This window comes from Sporosarcina sp. Y352 (assembly GCF_056786535.1).
Map to the genome: position 1 here is coordinate 67,736 of NZ_JBXCJE010000011.1, position 15,352 is coordinate 83,087.

Annotated in this window: 14 protein-coding genes; 13 read left to right on the top strand and 1 reads right to left on the bottom strand. The window is 43.5% G+C overall.

The genetic code is table 11. The annotated features are described in order from the left end of the window. The first annotated feature begins 25 nt into the window (after positions 1-25). Genes trpD through trpA form a run of 5 tightly spaced genes read left to right on the top strand, consistent with a single transcriptional unit; the run spans position 26 to position 4,451 of the window. Positions 26-1,057, top strand: a complete 1,032-nt coding sequence (trpD, locus tag AC1TO6_RS16235) for an anthranilate phosphoribosyltransferase (RefSeq protein WP_482102665.1) — start codon at positions 26-28, stop codon at positions 1,055-1,057. After that, positions 1,054-1,842: an indole-3-glycerol phosphate synthase TrpC gene (gene trpC, locus AC1TO6_RS16240; RefSeq protein ID WP_482102666.1), complete on the top strand. Its 789-nt coding sequence runs from the start codon at positions 1,054-1,056 to the stop codon at positions 1,840-1,842. Before trpD ends, trpC begins: the two co-directional genes overlap by 4 nt. After that, positions 1,839-2,441: a phosphoribosylanthranilate isomerase gene (locus AC1TO6_RS16245; protein ID WP_482102667.1), complete on the top strand. Its 603-nt coding sequence runs from the start codon at positions 1,839-1,841 to the stop codon at positions 2,439-2,441. The genes trpC and AC1TO6_RS16245 overlap by 4 nt, the downstream gene beginning before the upstream one ends. A 14-nt stretch (positions 2,442-2,455) precedes the next feature. Next, positions 2,456-3,670 carry a tryptophan synthase subunit beta gene (trpB, locus tag AC1TO6_RS16250; RefSeq protein WP_482102668.1) on the top strand — a complete coding sequence of 405 codons (1,215 nt, stop codon included), beginning with the start codon at positions 2,456-2,458 and terminating at the stop codon, positions 3,668-3,670. Next, a complete protein-coding gene (trpA, locus tag AC1TO6_RS16255) occupies positions 3,663-4,451 on the top strand; it encodes a tryptophan synthase subunit alpha (protein WP_482102669.1) in 789 nt (262 codons plus the stop codon). Before trpB ends, trpA begins: the two co-directional genes overlap by 8 nt. A gap of 68 nt (positions 4,452-4,519) precedes the next feature. Here the strand turns inward: trpA and AC1TO6_RS16260 are convergent, their stop codons facing one another. Further along, the gene (locus tag AC1TO6_RS16260) at positions 4,520-5,350 is read right to left on the bottom strand and encodes an AAC(3) family N-acetyltransferase (RefSeq protein WP_482102670.1); all 831 of its coding nucleotides are present in this window, start codon (positions 5,348-5,350) and stop codon (positions 4,520-4,522) included. A 117-nt stretch (positions 5,351-5,467) separates the two neighbouring features. Between AC1TO6_RS16260 and AC1TO6_RS16265 the strand changes: the two genes are divergently transcribed. From AC1TO6_RS16265 to AC1TO6_RS16300, 8 genes are all read left to right on the top strand, one after another. Then, positions 5,468-6,442, top strand: coding sequence for a DUF4003 family protein (locus AC1TO6_RS16265; protein WP_482102671.1), 975 nt, complete (start codon positions 5,468-5,470; stop codon positions 6,440-6,442). Positions 6,443-7,549: 1,107 nt separating this feature from the next. After that, a complete protein-coding gene (locus tag AC1TO6_RS16270) occupies positions 7,550-8,569 on the top strand; it encodes an ABC transporter ATP-binding protein (RefSeq protein WP_482102672.1) in 1,020 nt (339 codons plus the stop codon). After that, positions 8,556-9,482 carry an ABC transporter ATP-binding protein gene (locus AC1TO6_RS16275; RefSeq protein WP_482102673.1) on the top strand — a complete coding sequence of 309 codons (927 nt, stop codon included), beginning with the start codon at positions 8,556-8,558 and terminating at the stop codon, positions 9,480-9,482. The genes AC1TO6_RS16270 and AC1TO6_RS16275 overlap by 14 nt, the downstream gene beginning before the upstream one ends. Before the next feature lie 16 nt (positions 9,483-9,498). Beyond that, on the top strand, positions 9,499-10,467 hold the full coding sequence (gene opp4B, locus AC1TO6_RS16280) for an oligopeptide ABC transporter permease (RefSeq protein WP_482102674.1): 969 nt from the start codon (positions 9,499-9,501) through the stop codon (positions 10,465-10,467). Positions 10,468-10,529: 62 nt separating this feature from the next. Next, positions 10,530-11,408 carry an ABC transporter permease gene (locus AC1TO6_RS16285; RefSeq protein ID WP_482102729.1) on the top strand — a complete coding sequence of 293 codons (879 nt, stop codon included), beginning with the start codon at positions 10,530-10,532 and terminating at the stop codon, positions 11,406-11,408. A gap of 20 nt (positions 11,409-11,428) precedes the next feature. After that, positions 11,429-13,240 (top strand): oligopeptide ABC transporter substrate-binding protein, encoded by a 1,812-nt coding sequence (gene opp4A, locus AC1TO6_RS16290; protein WP_482102675.1) that lies wholly within the window; start codon positions 11,429-11,431, stop codon positions 13,238-13,240. Between the two features lie 151 nt (positions 13,241-13,391). Then, a complete protein-coding gene (locus tag AC1TO6_RS16295; RefSeq protein ID WP_482102676.1) occupies positions 13,392-14,327 on the top strand; it encodes an ABC transporter permease in 936 nt (311 codons plus the stop codon). Continuing rightward, positions 14,327-15,265, top strand: coding sequence for an ABC transporter permease (locus AC1TO6_RS16300; RefSeq protein WP_482102677.1), 939 nt, complete (start codon positions 14,327-14,329; stop codon positions 15,263-15,265). Before AC1TO6_RS16295 ends, AC1TO6_RS16300 begins: the two co-directional genes overlap by 1 nt. Positions 15,266-15,352 lie beyond the last annotated feature (87 nt).

Here is a 15,352-nt window from a genome sequence, read left to right on the forward strand (position 1 = left end):
TTAGCAGAGTAGAGGAGAGATTGAGATGAGAAGTTTTGTTAAAAGAGTAGAAATGGGCGAGCATTTGATGTACGAAGAAATGCTAGAGGCTTCGAAGTTGATGTTTAATGAGCAAACGGATTCACAGGACGTCATTGATTTCCTTGTAGCATTGTCACTTAAAGAGGAAACAGCACATGAATTGGCGGCTCTTGCCGAGGTCATGAGTTCGTTCGCACTTCAAGTAAATGTTCCACGGGAAACATTTATGGATAACTGCGGAACTGGCGGAGATGGCTCAAACAGTTTCAATATCAGTACAGCATCTGCCTTTGTACTAGCGGGCGCAGGCGTTTCAATCGCCAAACATGGCAATCGGAAAATTTCAAGTGCGGCAGGAAGCTCTGATGTATTGGAAGCACTTGGCGTTCATACGAAATTTAGCATAGATGAGACTATTGAATTGCTTCGACAAGAAGGAATTACGTTCTTATATGCACCAAACGTTCATCCGAAAATGAAACGAATCGGTGAAATTCGACAAAAAATAGGCAAGCCGACCATCTTCAATCTTGTAGGGCCTCTGACAAATCCAATCCCGTTGAAAACACAGTTCACGGGCATTAACAGACCGGACTTCACGATGGAATATGCATCCGTTTTGCGCATGCTGGGCAGAGAGCGGTCCATCGTTGTATCGGGAGCGGGCGGCATGGACGAAGCGTCACTTGCGGGACAAAATACGTTTGTACTGCTCGATAAAGGCGACCTGATTCCATTTTCACTGACGGCGGAGGATGTGGGTCTTACCCCTGCACCGATTTCCGCAATACGCGGAGGGGATGCAAAGGAAAATGCAGCAACGATTCGAGCGATATTCAATGGACGACGCGGTCCCCACTTCGATACAGTCGTTTTCAACGCTGGCATCGGATTATTCGCAAACGGTCAAGCGGAGACAATTCAAGAGGGCGTTAACCAGGCGACGGATAGTATTTTAGCCGGAAAGGCACTGGAGAAACTAGAGGCTGTTGTAACGTTTAGCGAAAAAATAGGCGCAAAGGCGGTGGCGAGATGACAATTCTGGACACGATTCTACTCGAGAAAAGGCGTGAAGTGCTTAGCATGTTAGCAGAGCAAGAGGTGGTGCAAGAAGCGCGACCTTCACGACCTTCGTTATTCGATAAATTATATAAATCTGAGCATCTGCAGATTATGGCGGAGATGAAACGAGCTTCTCCTTCGAAAGGACTTATCGCGGAAGGTGCAGATCCTGTTGCACAAGCAATTGCCTATTACAATGCAGGTGCAGCATGCATTTCAGTTTTGACAGATAGTCACTTTTTCAAAGGTTCGTTTGAAGACTTAGCAGCTGTTGCGGACAATGTGCCCATTCCCTTACTATGCAAGGATTTCATCGTTGATCCGGTGCAGATTGACCGTGCAAAAAATGCCGGAGCATCTGTTATCCTGCTAATTGTTGCGGCCCTTACTAACGAAGAACTTACTAATTTCCATGCTTATGCGCTGGCATCTGGCTTGGAAGTACTGGTAGAAGTACATGATGAAGCGGAGTTGAAACGTGCGCTTGCGATAAATGCAAAACTGATAGGCGTTAATAATAGAGATCTCCGGACATTTACTGTAGATCTCAAAAGAACGGAAGAAATTGCAGCTATTTTTCCTTTTGAAGAAGAGCGTGTCTTAATCAGCGAAAGCGGGATTTGGGAACCGGAAGATGCACTATTCGTTGCGGGTACTGGCGCAAGTGCAGTTCTCGTTGGTGAATCGCTTATGCGTAGCGGTGAAGTTGCTGTAGCTCTGAAGTCACTGCAAGTGGCATTGCCAAAGGTAGTCAGATGACAAAAGTGAAGATTTGCGGATTAATGGAACAAATACATGTAAAGACAGCGGTCGACGCTGGAGCAGATGCAATCGGCTTTGTCTTTGCACCCAGTAGACGTCAAGTGACAATCGCAAAAGCGCAAGAGTTGGCAAAGGATATTCCGCCAGGGGTATTGAAAATTGGCGTTTTTGTCAATGCATCTCGAGAAGAAGTTGAACGAACATACAGGGAAGTACCGCTAGATTATGTACAATTTCATGGAAATGAAGACACTGAATTTATAGATTCGATTCGACTTCCTTCTATTAAAGTGTTAGCAGTCCACAGTAGTGAAGACGTGAAGCAAAGCGGACAGTATGACACGGACTATTTTTTGTTTGATGCACCTGGAACTGATTTTAAAGGTGGCAGTGGAATGACGTTCGACTGGCAACTGATGAAAGACGCAGGCGTACCGCAGGATAAAGTTATTCTGGCTGGTGGATTGAACATAGACAATGTTGCACAAGCGATTGAATTGGTGAAGCCATATATGGTGGACGTTTCGAGCGGGGTAGAAAGTGCAGGCAGAAAAGATGAGAACTTAATCCGCGCATTCATTAAAGCGGTTAAATAGAGGAGAGATGAGCAATGGTAAAAGAATTGGATACAGCACAAACGGAACAGGCGGGGCGGTATGGCAGGTTCGGCGGGCAGTTCGTCCCCGAAACACTAATGACAGCATTAATTGAGTTGGAAAAAGCCTATGATGAAGCAGTTGCAGATCCCGCTTTCGCCAACGAAGTAAATTATTACTTAAAAGACTTCGTGGGACGCGAGACGCCGCTCTATTTTGCAGAGAGGCTCACAAAAGTGGCAGGCGGCGCGAAGATTTATCTCAAACGAGAAGATTTAAACCATACAGGAGCACATAAAATTAATAATTCGGTCGGGCAGGCACTTCTCGCAATGCGCATGGGTAAAAAGAAGATTGTAGCAGAAACTGGGGCAGGTCAACACGGAGTAGCCACGGCGACAGTATGCGCTTTGTTTGGTCTAGAATGTATTATTTTCATGGGGAAAGAAGATATCAGAAGGCAGGAGTTAAATGTCTTTCGCATGGAATTACTTGGAGCAACAGTTGTATCGGTCGATCAAGGATCAGGTACACTGAAAGATGCGGTTAACGAGGCGCTTCGTTATTGGGTTGCGAACGTGGAGGATACGCATTACATTTTAGGTTCAGCTCTAGGTCCACATCCTTTCCCAAGAATTGTTCGTGACTTCCAGCGCGTTATTGGAGTGGAGACGAGGCAACAAATTGTGGAGAAAGAAGGGCGACTACCAAACGCAATTGTTGCATGCATCGGCGGTGGGAGTAATTCAATTGGTATGTTCCATCCATTTATTGACGATGAAGAAGTCGCTTTGTACGGAGTTGAAGCGGCGGGAAGCGGTATAGAAACGGGACTTCACGCGGCTGCAATTGCGGATGGAAAAGAAGGCGTGCTACACGGAGCATATATGTATGTGTTGCAAGACGATGATGGAATTATCCAGGAAGCGCATTCCATTTCAGCGGGTCTCGATTATCCAGCTGTTGGTCCGGAACATAGCCATTTACACGATATTGGACGCGTAACTTACACATCCGTGACAGACGCGGGTGCACTGGAAGGGTTACAGCTATTGGCGAAAGTGGAAGGTATTATTCCGGCGCTTGAAAGTGCACATGCGGTTCAATACGCAGTTGAGCTAGCGGGCAGTATGAGCGAAGAAGAGATACTTGTCGTTTGTCTTTCAGGCCGTGGCGATAAAGACGTCCAAACGGTACGCGATGTTTTAGGAGGTGGCTTGAATGACTAAGCACGATTTAACCAATGCGATTACTGATTGTATAAGCCACGGCAATAAAGCGTTCGTACCCTATATCATGGCGGGCGACGACGGGCTTGAAACACTAAAGAAAACTATTTTATTTCTACAAGAAACGGGCGTGACCGCAATCGAACTTGGTATTCCATTTTCAGATCCTGTCGCAGATGGCCCCGTCATACAAGAAGCGGGTAAACGTGCCCTTGCTAAAGGGGTAACGCTTCGTAAGGTATTGAAAGAACTCCTTTCATTCAAAGATGAGGTTACCGTTCCACTCGTTTTTATGACTTATTTGAACCCGGTTTTAAGCTATGGCGTTGCTCAATTTGCGAAGGATTGCAGGGATAGCGGTATCAGTGGACTTATTGTACCTGACTTACCTTATGAGGAAAGTGGGTTGTTGCGCCAAGAACTGACAGATTGTGAAATTGCACTCGTTCCACTCGTTTCATTAACGAGTCCGCCTGAACGCATTCAAAAAATAACAGCGGTTGCTGAAGGTTTCGTTTATGCAGTGACGATAAATGGAACTACAGGGGTACGCAATGGATTTAGTGAAGACCTTGCGATGCATATAGAACAATTGAAAGCAGTAAGTCCAGTACCTGTACTTGCAGGTTTCGGTATTTCAACACCTGAACAAGTTCAAACAATTGGTGCATTGGCCGATGGCGTTATTGTCGGAAGCGCTATTGTGGATGCAATGCATCGCAATGATTTTGCAGCAGTGGAGGCGTTGGTGAAAGCGTCGAAAAAAGAAATATTTAGCTGAAAAAATGCCCTTCTCAATGCGGAGTACTGCGTAGAGAAGGGCATTTATGACTATTAAAATTTGCTCTTTTATACGCATACCCCTCCGGACTTTCTTCTATCTGTTACCCATTCAGTCCCGAAATCGATGAGTGGTTTCATGTGGATGATTTTGCAAGAGGCTTGCCCTAAATATCCGTCTAGCACGGCATCGGGATTCATCTCCTCAAATGCACGACCCAATTCAGGGAAAAGGTCGGAATCGACATCCGCCATATCGAAAGTTGCCCAAATTCGTTCTCCATTTTGAATGATGGCAGCGCCTTGCGGGAAAGCTGTAAGGCCGGGAGCCAAATACTCGGACAGATGAAGAGCTGTACAAGATTCGTAACTTACACCAATCATGACAACTTTTACATCTGTGCCCAGCATAGTGCCGAGGGGAGAACTCATCCCGAATGAATCACCAATCGGGTGTTCACTCATCCAATCCATTGCGTTTTTCCCCCATGCTATGAACGAATGAGCGGGATGAGGGCTACGGATAGTTTCCGGATGACGATGTAAGCAGTCTGCAATTTTCCCCATTTCACGCAAAGGTGTTAGATGCTTGTCGAAAGCGGGAATGGATTGACGAATGGGCTCGTGCCAGGCTTGAGGAACAGGAGGCAGCATCCAGTAAGACGGATCGGAATTATCGCCTGACTGTGCGGGCATGACAATCGTACCGGAACGAGTTACAGTTTCTATCAGTGCCTCAACCACAGCTTGTGCACCTCCCGCAATCCAACCCATCGATTTTAGTGATGAGTGGACTATGAGGTGATCACCTGATATGATGCCTAAGGCGTTGAGTTGCACTTTTAATGATTCTTTTGATTGGAATGAATGTGTTTGTTGAATAGCTTCGAACTCTGCCATTGATACCACCCGATTCTATAGATATTTAAAAAAGCATAGCAATTTGTAATGGATTTGCCAAGTTTTGTGAAACCTTTCGGAGGGACAAGCGTACATATATAAAAGGAGATGTGTTTAATGGATGCGTTTGTGATTAGAGAAGAAGTCGAAACGACATATGAAAAAGTGAAGTCGTTGGCAGGTTGGACGGTGGATAAAAACGTCGTACTGACAATTACATCGTATTACGTTACATCTGAGAGGGAATTTGATGCCGCAAGTTTAAGCCGTGTGATGGATACACTTAAGAGTAGAGCCGGCTGGCTATCACCGCTGCGTGGCAATCTCCTTCCGATGATGGCCGCATTTCTGGATCAGCCTGGTGCAGATATCGATAAAGAAGCCGATCGGTTATTTGCGAAACAGCAAGCCTTAAAAGGCCTAGGTTTTCGCAATACGATCCATTCTTATCTGGCTGCACTTCTTTTGACGGACAATCCTGAACTTTATGAAAATGAAGCTCGCCAAGCAAAACGACTTTATGATGCTATAAAAAAACAACATTTCTTTCTAACATCGGATGACGACTATGCGTATGCGGTCTTACTAGGAAAAAGAGGTGCTGATCCAACTGAGCACGCCAAGTCAATGCGGGTATATTATGATGCCTTGAAAACGGAAGGATTCCGTTCTGGGAATGAACTGCAATGGCTATCCCAGGTCATGACATACATACAAATTGAATACGATCCAAAACTGGTAGCCAGAGCTGCGGAAGTACTCTCACTTTTTAAACGGAATACGAAAGTGCGGCCGGTTCATTATCCGATGATTGGTTTCCTGACAGTCTTTGAGGTGGATGATCCCGAATTGATGAATATCGTCGAACTGACGCATACATTAGAGGAATCAAAACCGTTCAAATGGAATCGAGAGATGGCACTATCCATCGCTATTGGATATGGTATGCATAAGTTAACTGAGAGTGCAGAAGAAGCATGTATTAGGCTTGCAACATCTGTCGAATTGATAATACAGGCACAGCAAGCAGTGATGGCTGCTACGATTGCGGCGATGGTTGCATCTACTGCGTCCAATTCAACAAACAGTTGAATTGGACACGATTAGAATAATGGAAGACCACTATTTATATAGTGGGAACTTGAATTTGAGAAATTAATTATTATTGTAAAATGTGTATATATATAAGTGTTTATCCGCAATCGACATAAAAAGCATAGTACTCTACTAGGGATAAATGAATAATTACTTGGTGAAATATTATTCTCAACTGAATAAATTATGCATGACCTAGTGAGTTCTGCTAGAGAGAATTGTCGATTGTTGGGATGCCTCCCGCGGGCACTGAAAAGTCCGATTTCCTTTAATCCCGTTGATTTCCGTTCCGAGCGGACGCTTTCCGCGGGCACGGCTTCAGCCTCCTCGTCACTGCGTTCCTGCGGGGTCTTCAGCTCGCGCTGTTCCCGCTGGAGTCGCCGCTCTCCACTACAATCAACTAGTTCTTATTATAAAAAAGAACTTTTCAGTGGCCTCCGCTAAGCTAGAAAGAAGCCCGTTTTCAGTCTTACCGCATCGGTTACCACGAAGTCGCACCTGCGCTGGAGAGTCTATTTTTAGTTAAAGTAAGTGTCACTTTCTTATAGATTAAAGCGGAGAATACAATGTAAGATGTGCTTATGTGCCCGAAATTTCATCATCTAGCACTTACAATCTCTATAGAAAGTCAACTATTCTTTTTTTCAGAACAACTGCATTTTTCACTTGTATATTGTAGGAATGTGGCGGGTAATTATTTACCACACTTGCCCCTCGGTGAAAGTTCCGGTTTTCAAGCCCGACTGTCCAGCATTTTAGGCAAGCAAATGGTTGATCAATAGACATGCAAAATCACTAACGCTATATGTTTACCAAAAAAGGATTTCACCCAAAAGGGATGGAATCCTTTTTGTATTTTAGACAGAAAAAGAATATAAATCCCAAAAAAACTTAAAAAGTATTTCGGACTTGGAAACGCTTTCATATCGGCGTTTGTAATATATTTGTCACATGTGAAATATTTCGTGTATTTAGTATTCTAATAAAATAGTATTGTCAACTAGATTTTTCTGTAGTATATTGGGGCAAGTGATTAAATATCAGAAAATTTACTATTCATTTTTCATTTTTCATAAGTTTACGTTATGTAAGGAGGAAGTTTTCTTGGGAAATCCAGTATTGGAAATTGAACATCTCCGCACCTCGTTTAATATTAAGGGTGACTACTATGCAGCGGTTGATGATGTTTCCTTAACAGTCCATGAGAATGAAGTGGTCGCAATTGTAGGAGAGTCGGGTTGCGGAAAAAGTGCATTAGCCCTTTCCATTATGGGTCTTCATAATAAGAAAACGACGAAACTTGAGGGGCAAGTTAACTTCAAAGATCAGAATCTTTTGAATCTGACAGCGCGCAAGTTGAACAAAGTCCGAGGCAAAGACATAGGAATGATTTTCCAAGACCCGATGACTGCACTCAATCCGTTGGCGACAATTGGCAGACAGATTGAAGAACCTATGGATTATCACATGAATCTTTCGTCTGCGGCTAAAAAGAAACGTGTTCTTGATCTTCTGAACCGTGTAGGTATTAAGAATGAACAACGCGTTTATAAGCAATATCCACATGAATTGTCTGGTGGTATGAGACAACGTGTCGTAATTGCGATTGCGTTAGCTTGTGATCCAGTTGTTCTAATTGCGGATGAACCTACGACTGCTTTGGACGTAACGATTCAAGCGCAAATCATGGATCTCATGAAGGAACTTCAAAACCAAATCAAATCAGGCATTATCCTAATTACGCATGACCTGGGTGTCGTAGCTGAAATGGCTGACCGTGTAGCGGTTATGTATGCCGGAGAAATAGTGGAAATTGCGGAGGTTCGTGAGCTATTCGCTAATCCGTTGCATCCCTATACACGCTCACTGCTAAATTCAATTCCTGCGAATATGGAAGCGAAGGCGAAACTTCATGTTATCGAAGGAATCGTGCCTTCCATACAAAACTTGAACCGTGAAGGTTGCAGGTTTGCCCCAAGAATTCAATGGGTGACTAAGGAAGAGCACGAAGTGAATCCCAAACTAAATGAAGCACTGCCAGGACATTTCGTTCGTTGCAGTTGCTACAAAAACTTCCACTTCCCAGAGGAGAGATTAGGAGAAGTGAATTATGTCATTACTTAGAGTCAATAACTTAAAAGTACATTATCCAATTCGCGGTGGTTTTCTCCGTCGTGTCGTCGATCAAGTAAGAGCAGTTGACGGTGTAAGTTTTGACTTGCAACCAGGTGAAACATACGGTCTTGTGGGTGAGTCAGGTTGTGGTAAGACGACAACTGGACGAGCAATTATAGGACTAAATAATGCAACAAGTGGGGAAATTTTGTTCGAAGGAAATGACCTTGCAAAACTGAGTCGTTCAGAAAAAAGAATACATACAAAAGATATTCAAATGATTTTCCAGGATCCGTATTCATCACTGAATGGACGGAAGAATGTCTTGAGTATAATTGCTGAACCGCTACGGAATTATGAACGCATGTCACCTGGTGAAGAATTGAAAAAGGTTCAAGCGCTAATTGAACGAGTTGGATTGAATCCGGAGTCGATTTACAAATACCCCCACCAATTTTCCGGTGGGCAAAGGCAGCGTATTGGTATCGCGCGAGCACTGACATTGAATCCGAAATTGATTATTGCAGATGAACCTGTTTCAGCACTGGATGTATCGGTTCAGGCACAGGTTTTGAACTTCATGCAGGAAATCCAAAAAGAATTTAATCTCACGTACTTGTTCATATCGCATGACTTGGGCATCATACAGCATATGTGTGACCGTATCGGAATCATGTATAAAGGTCGTTTTGTTGAAGAAGGTACGGCGGCTGATGTCTACAATAATCCTCAGCACTTATACACGAAAAGACTAATTGCAGCAATTCCGGAAATGAACCCGGAAAGGCGATTTGAGAAAACGAATCTTCGTAAGTCCATTAACGAAGAATACCGGGCAAACTATGATAGTTATTTCGATAAAGATGGACGGATGTTCGATCTGAAGAGGGTTTCCGATACGCATTCCGTTGCATTGCAGTAAAGGAGATTATGAAAAGATGCTGACATTTATTCTTAGAAGAACGTTAATCATGATTCCGCAACTAATCCTTCTCAGCTTAATAATCTTTTTGCTTGCAAAAGCAATGCCGGGCGATGCGGTAACGAGTGCCTTTCAGGGCAACCCGGATGCAACGCCAGAACAAATAGAGAAGATTCGTGAAAAACTTGGTCTTAATGATCCTTGGTATGTTCAATATGGAACATGGATTGGAAATGCCGTTCAGGGTGACTTAGGTCAGTCATATACGCACAAACAACCGGTCACGACATTACTTGCAGGAAGAGTTGCCAATACACTGCTATTAGCAATAGGTACATTGATTGTCACGTATATAATTGCTATTCCACTTGGCATTATTGCTGGGAGATGGACAGATACTTGGGCCGATAAAATCATTGTCACGTATAATTACTTCGCATTTGCAACACCGCTATTCGTTTTTGCGTTATTAATGCTGTTTTTATTCAGTTTCATACTAGGTTGGTTTCCGATCGGCGGTAGTGTCGACATACGGGCTGAGGCAGGTTCGTGGGATTACGTTGTCAGTAAAGTGAAACACCTCGTTTTACCCGTCATGTCGGGTGCATTACTTATGACGTTCGGGACCATCCAATACTTACGTAACGATATTATCGATACAAAGTTGAAAGATTTCGTCAAGACTGCCCGTGCTAAAGGGGTTCCGGAAGGGAAAGTGTATACGCGTCATATCTTACGCAACTCTTTGCTACCGATTGCGGCATTTCTAGGCTATGAAATTACAGGCCTTATTGCCGGTTCAATCTTCATCGAAATGGTTTTCAGTTATCCCGGACTCGGAAAACTTTTCATAGAGTCGGTCTTGGGACGTGACTTTACGGTGGTTACAGCTCTTGTCATGATTTCAGGCGCAGCTGCAATTGTCGGGACGATGCTATCGGATATTATCCTCAGCATTGTCGATCCACGTATCCGTATTGACTGATGAAAATGTAGAGAAAAGATGAGGAGGGGAAACGAGTGGTAGTGTTAAATGAAAAAGAACTAATGGCAAAAGAAAAGTTGAATAATCCGTCATTTATGAAAACAATTTGGCGTGAAATAAAGAACGATAAAATGGCCTTGGGTTCAATAATCTTACTAACAATCATTCTGTCGGCCGCCTATATATCTCCATTATTCATTGACCAAGTAGCGATGACTCGCGTTAACTTTTTTAACAACTGGAAAGCGCCATCTGCAGCTAATTGGCTTGGGACGGATGATGGTGGACGAGATGTGCTCAGCCAGCTACTGCTAGGGACGAGGAACTCTTTTACAATTGGTTTAAGTGTAACTTTAATAGCAGGTGTTTTTGGATTGACGGTTGGTCTGATTTCAGGCTTTTACGGAGGGCTCGTCGACAATATCATTATGCGTATCATTGACTTCCTAATGGTATTGCCGTCACTTATGATCATCATTGTTTTCGTAGTTATTGTTCCAAAATATACGATTTTCAATTTCATCTTAATCATGAGCGCATTCGCTTGGTTTGGTAAAGCACGCCTAATTCGCTCTAGAGGACTTGCTGAGAGGGAACTTGATTATATCAATGCTTCTAAGACGTTGGGGACCCCGAGTTGGAAAATTATGTTTTTTGAACTTTTTCCCAACCTGAGTTCACTCGTTATAGTCAATATGACACTGACGCTTGCAGGGAATATCGGACTAGAAACAGGTCTTACATTCCTAGGGTTTGGACTGCCGGCAGGAACGCCTTCTCTCGGCTCGCTAATCAGCTATGCGGTAAATCCGGATGTTGTGCAAAATAAGTGGTGGATATGGTTACCCGCAGCATTACTGATTTTAGTAATGATGCTGTGTATAAATTATGTTGGGCAAGCGGTTAAACGTGCGTCCGACGCAAGGCAAAGATTAGCTTAAAAAAAGGGGAGGTAATACAATTGGTAAAAAAGAAACTTATGCTACTCGTTGGTCTGATGCTTGTTCTCAGCATGTTTTTAGCTGCATGTGCAGGTGAAAAAAGCACGGATGGCGACAAAGGTAAAGATGAAGGCAAAGAAGGAACAAAAACAGAGGACGGAAAAGAAGAAGAGCCTGCTGATGAAAGCGGAGAACTCGTATTTCCACTGGACGTTTCAAACACTGGAGGAGTAATAGAAGACGGTGAAGTAACATTTGGTCTTGTATCTGACACGCCATTTGAAGGTACATTAAACCGCGTATTCTACTCTGGAGCTCCAGACTTTGATATAATCGAATTCTTTGACGAAGATCTTTTAGACGTTGACGGTGACTATTTGATCACGAACAATGGTGCAGCAGACTATACAATCTCTGATGACAACAAAACAATTACTGTTACTATCAAAGATGGCGTTAAATGGCACGATGGTGAGCCTGTAAAAGCTGATGACCTTCTATACTCATATGAACTTCTTGGTCATCCTGATTACACAGGAGAACGCTACACGTTCATGATTGAAAACGTAGTAGGTATGCCTGAGTACCATGAAGGTAAAACTGACAAAATTTCCGGTATTGAAGTAAAAGACGATAAAACAATTGCGATTACATTCACAGAAGCTACACCATCACTTCTCTCAGGTTTCTGGTCTTCGCCAACACCTAGACACTATCTAGGCGATATCGCATCACTTGACGAGATTGTAGCATCTGAAAAAATCCGTACAAAGCCGATTGGTTTCGGACCATACAAAGTTACAAAAGTTATTCCAGGCGAATCAGTTCTTTTCGAACGCTATGATGAGTACTGGAGAGGTAAACCAGCACTAAAATCAATCGATCTTAAAGTAGTAAGCTCTGCTTCAGTACTTGAGTCACTTAAAAAAGGTGAAGTCGATTATGCAGAAATTCCGGTTGATCAATACGAAGTTGCAAAAGGACTCGAAAACATCGAACTTCTTGCAAAAGTTGACACTGCATACACATACATCGGTTTCAAACTAGGTAAATGGGATGCAGCTAAGAAAGAAAACATCACTGATCCTAACGCAAAACTATCTAACAAGCTAGTACGTCAAGCAATGTGGCATGCAATGGATAATGAAACAATTGGTAAAGAACTTTACCACGGTCTTCGTTTCCCTGCAACAAGCCTGATTATACCTGTATTCGCAAGCTTCCACGATGCGAGCATCGAAGGACGCTCATATGATCCTGAAAAAGCAAAAGCACTTCTTGACGAAGCTGGATACGTTGACACTGACAGCGACGGTTTCCGTGAAGATCCAGAAGGTAATGAATTTGTTCTTAACTTCGCTTCAATGGAAGGCGGAGAAACGGCAGAACCAATTGCACAATTCTATATTCAAAACTGGGGTGACATAGGTATTAAGGTACAACTTCTAGACGGTCGTCTACATGAATTCAACTCATTCTACGATATGGTAGAACTTGATGATCCTAAAATTGATATTTATCAAGCTGCATGGGGAACTGGAACAGATCCGGACCCTGAAGGTCTATACGGCAGAACTGCAGCGTTCAACTACACGCGTTACACGAGCGAAAAGAACGACGAGCTTCTTGCAGCTGGTACATCAGAAAAGTCATTTGACACTGAGTTCCGTAAAGACATCTACAATCAATGGCAAGCGCTTATGGTTGAAGACGTTCCTGTAGCACCAACTGTTTACCGTTACTCTCTAATGGGTGTTAACAAGCGCATTGTTAACTACTCTATCGATCCGGCATCTGAAATTCGCCTGTTCGAAATGGGTGTAAGCGAATAATTACAAATCAAAAACCGTTACCTGGATTATTCCAGGTAGCGGTTTTTATTTTGGAGAGTTATTGCAATTAAACCAAAAAATGTTACAATTACAGGTAACCAATTAATAGAATATTTAGATTTGATAGATAAGTAGGTTGGGGGGATAACGCATGGCGGTGTACATAGTAAAACGCTTCTTCATGATGATTGCTACGATACTTATCATTGCAACATTGACCTTTTTCCTCATGCATGCGATACCTGGATCGCCATTCGATGAAGAAAGGACGTCGAATCCAACAATCCAGGCAAATCTTGAAAAATTCTATAAGCTTGATCAGCCAGTTGGCGTTCAATATGTGTATTATTTAAAGTCAATTGCGACATTTGATTTTGGGCCGTCCATAAAGAAACCGAATGAGTCTGTTAACAGCTTACTTGCAAGGGGATTCCCAATATCATTTGAGCTTGGGATGATCACCATTTTGGTCGCGGTTGTATCGGGCATCATTCTTGGTACATTTGCTGCTCTACGGCATAACGGGTTTATTGATTATATGGCTATGACGTTTGCTGTTATAGGAATATCCGTTCCGAACTTTGTACTTGCTACACTATTAATCCAGCAAGTCGCCGTCACATGGCAATTGTTGCCGCCGGCGACGTGGAGTAGCCCTCTTCATATGATATTGCCGACATTGGCACTGGCAACAGGCCCGACTGCAATCATCGCAAGGCTAACTAGGGCAAGCATGCTTGAAGTTCTGACGCAAGACTATATGAAGATGGCACGCGCGAAGGGACTTTCACCGTTTCGCATCGTTGTGCGTCACGCACTGCGTAATGCACTTTTACCAGTTGTCACGATAATGGGAACGATGCTTGCAGGTATATTAACAGGGACATTTGTCATTGAGAAAATTTTTGCGATACCGGGAATGGGTAAATATTTCGTTGAAAGTATTAATAATCGAGATTACCCAGTTATTATGGGGTCCACCGTTTTCTACAGCGCATTTCTCGTCTTCATGCTGTTCCTCGTTGACATCGTTTACGGCTTCCTGGATCCGCGCATTAAACTTCACAGGAAGGATGGTGATGTGTAATGGTGCAGCAAGACGAAAGGGTAGTCATTCCGGATGAGTGGTTCAGACCAAAGGAGAAGGACGCGGGTAAGCAAGAATCAGTCGTAAGACCATCATTATCCTATTGGAAAGATGCCTGGCACCGCTTGCGAAAAAACAAACTAGCGATGGCGGGACTTATTTTTCTTATCGTCTTAACGTTGTGTGCACTATTCGGGCCGCTACTCTCACCACATTCTGTGACGGGAACAGATTATCCGAATCAGAACAAAGCACCTTCTGCTGAACATTGGTTTGGAACAGATGAAGCGGGGCGTGATGTCTTTACCCGTACATGGTATGGCGCACGTATTTCACTGTTCGTAGGAGTCATGGCGGCCTTAATCGACTTCTTCATTGGCATTATCTATGGTGGCATCAGTGGGTATAAAGGTGGGCGGACCGACACACTTATGATGCGCATTATTGAAATACTTTACGGATTGCCACATTTGCTTGTTGTTATCTTATTGATGGTTGTGATGGGTGCGAGTTTGACGACAATCATCATTGCACTAACCATCACAGGCTGGGTCGGAATGGCCCGTATCGTGAGGGGACAAGTCCTCCAAATTAAAAATTATGAATTTGTTACTGCTTCGAAATCGTTTGGGGCGAAGACTCCGAGGATCATTCGGAAAAACTTATTGCCAAATACAATGGGTCCAATTATCGTCCAGATGACACTTACTGTACCAAGTGCCATATTTGCGGAGGCTTTCCTAAGCTTCCTCGGACTCGGCATTCAAGTTCCATTTGCAAGTTGGGGCGTCATGGCGAACGATGCACTTCCAGTTATTTTGTCGGGTCACTGGTGGCGTTTGTTCTTCCCGGCATTTTTCATTTCAATGACGATGTTTGCATTTAACGTCCTAGGTGACGGTATGCAAGACGCGCTCGATCCGAAGTTGAGGGGGTGATGGGTTTTGAATGAACATCAATTGGATAATGCGAAAGCACTGGTCCGTAATCGGCAGGAGGACGTGCTCCTTTTTGACAGGCAAGTA

What these genes read in the sequence shown, in the direction of transcription:
- opp4B (WP_482102674.1), top strand. Translation starts at nt 9,499, where the DNA reads ATGCTGACATTTATTCTTAGAAGAACGTTAATCATGATTCCGCAACTA.
- trpA (WP_482102669.1), top strand. Translation starts at nt 3,663, where the DNA reads ATGACTAAGCACGATTTAACCAATGCGATTACTGATTGTATAAGCCAC.
- AC1TO6_RS16260 (WP_482102670.1), bottom strand. Translation starts at nt 5,350, where the DNA reads ATGGCAGAGTTCGAAGCTATTCAACAAACACATTCATTCCAATCAAAA.
- AC1TO6_RS16285 (WP_482102729.1), top strand. Translation starts at nt 10,530, where the DNA reads ATGGCAAAAGAAAAGTTGAATAATCCGTCATTTATGAAAACAATTTGG.
- AC1TO6_RS16275 (WP_482102673.1), top strand. Translation starts at nt 8,556, where the DNA reads ATGTCATTACTTAGAGTCAATAACTTAAAAGTACATTATCCAATTCGC.
- AC1TO6_RS16300 (WP_482102677.1), top strand. Translation starts at nt 14,327, where the DNA reads ATGGTGCAGCAAGACGAAAGGGTAGTCATTCCGGATGAGTGGTTCAGA.
- trpD (WP_482102665.1), top strand. Translation starts at nt 26, where the DNA reads ATGAGAAGTTTTGTTAAAAGAGTAGAAATGGGCGAGCATTTGATGTAC.
- AC1TO6_RS16245 (WP_482102667.1), top strand. Translation starts at nt 1,839, where the DNA reads ATGACAAAAGTGAAGATTTGCGGATTAATGGAACAAATACATGTAAAG.
- trpC (WP_482102666.1), top strand. Translation starts at nt 1,054, where the DNA reads ATGACAATTCTGGACACGATTCTACTCGAGAAAAGGCGTGAAGTGCTT.
- AC1TO6_RS16265 (WP_482102671.1), top strand. Translation starts at nt 5,468, where the DNA reads ATGGATGCGTTTGTGATTAGAGAAGAAGTCGAAACGACATATGAAAAA.
- trpB (WP_482102668.1), top strand. Translation starts at nt 2,456, where the DNA reads ATGGTAAAAGAATTGGATACAGCACAAACGGAACAGGCGGGGCGGTAT.
- AC1TO6_RS16295 (WP_482102676.1), top strand. Translation starts at nt 13,392, where the DNA reads ATGGCGGTGTACATAGTAAAACGCTTCTTCATGATGATTGCTACGATA.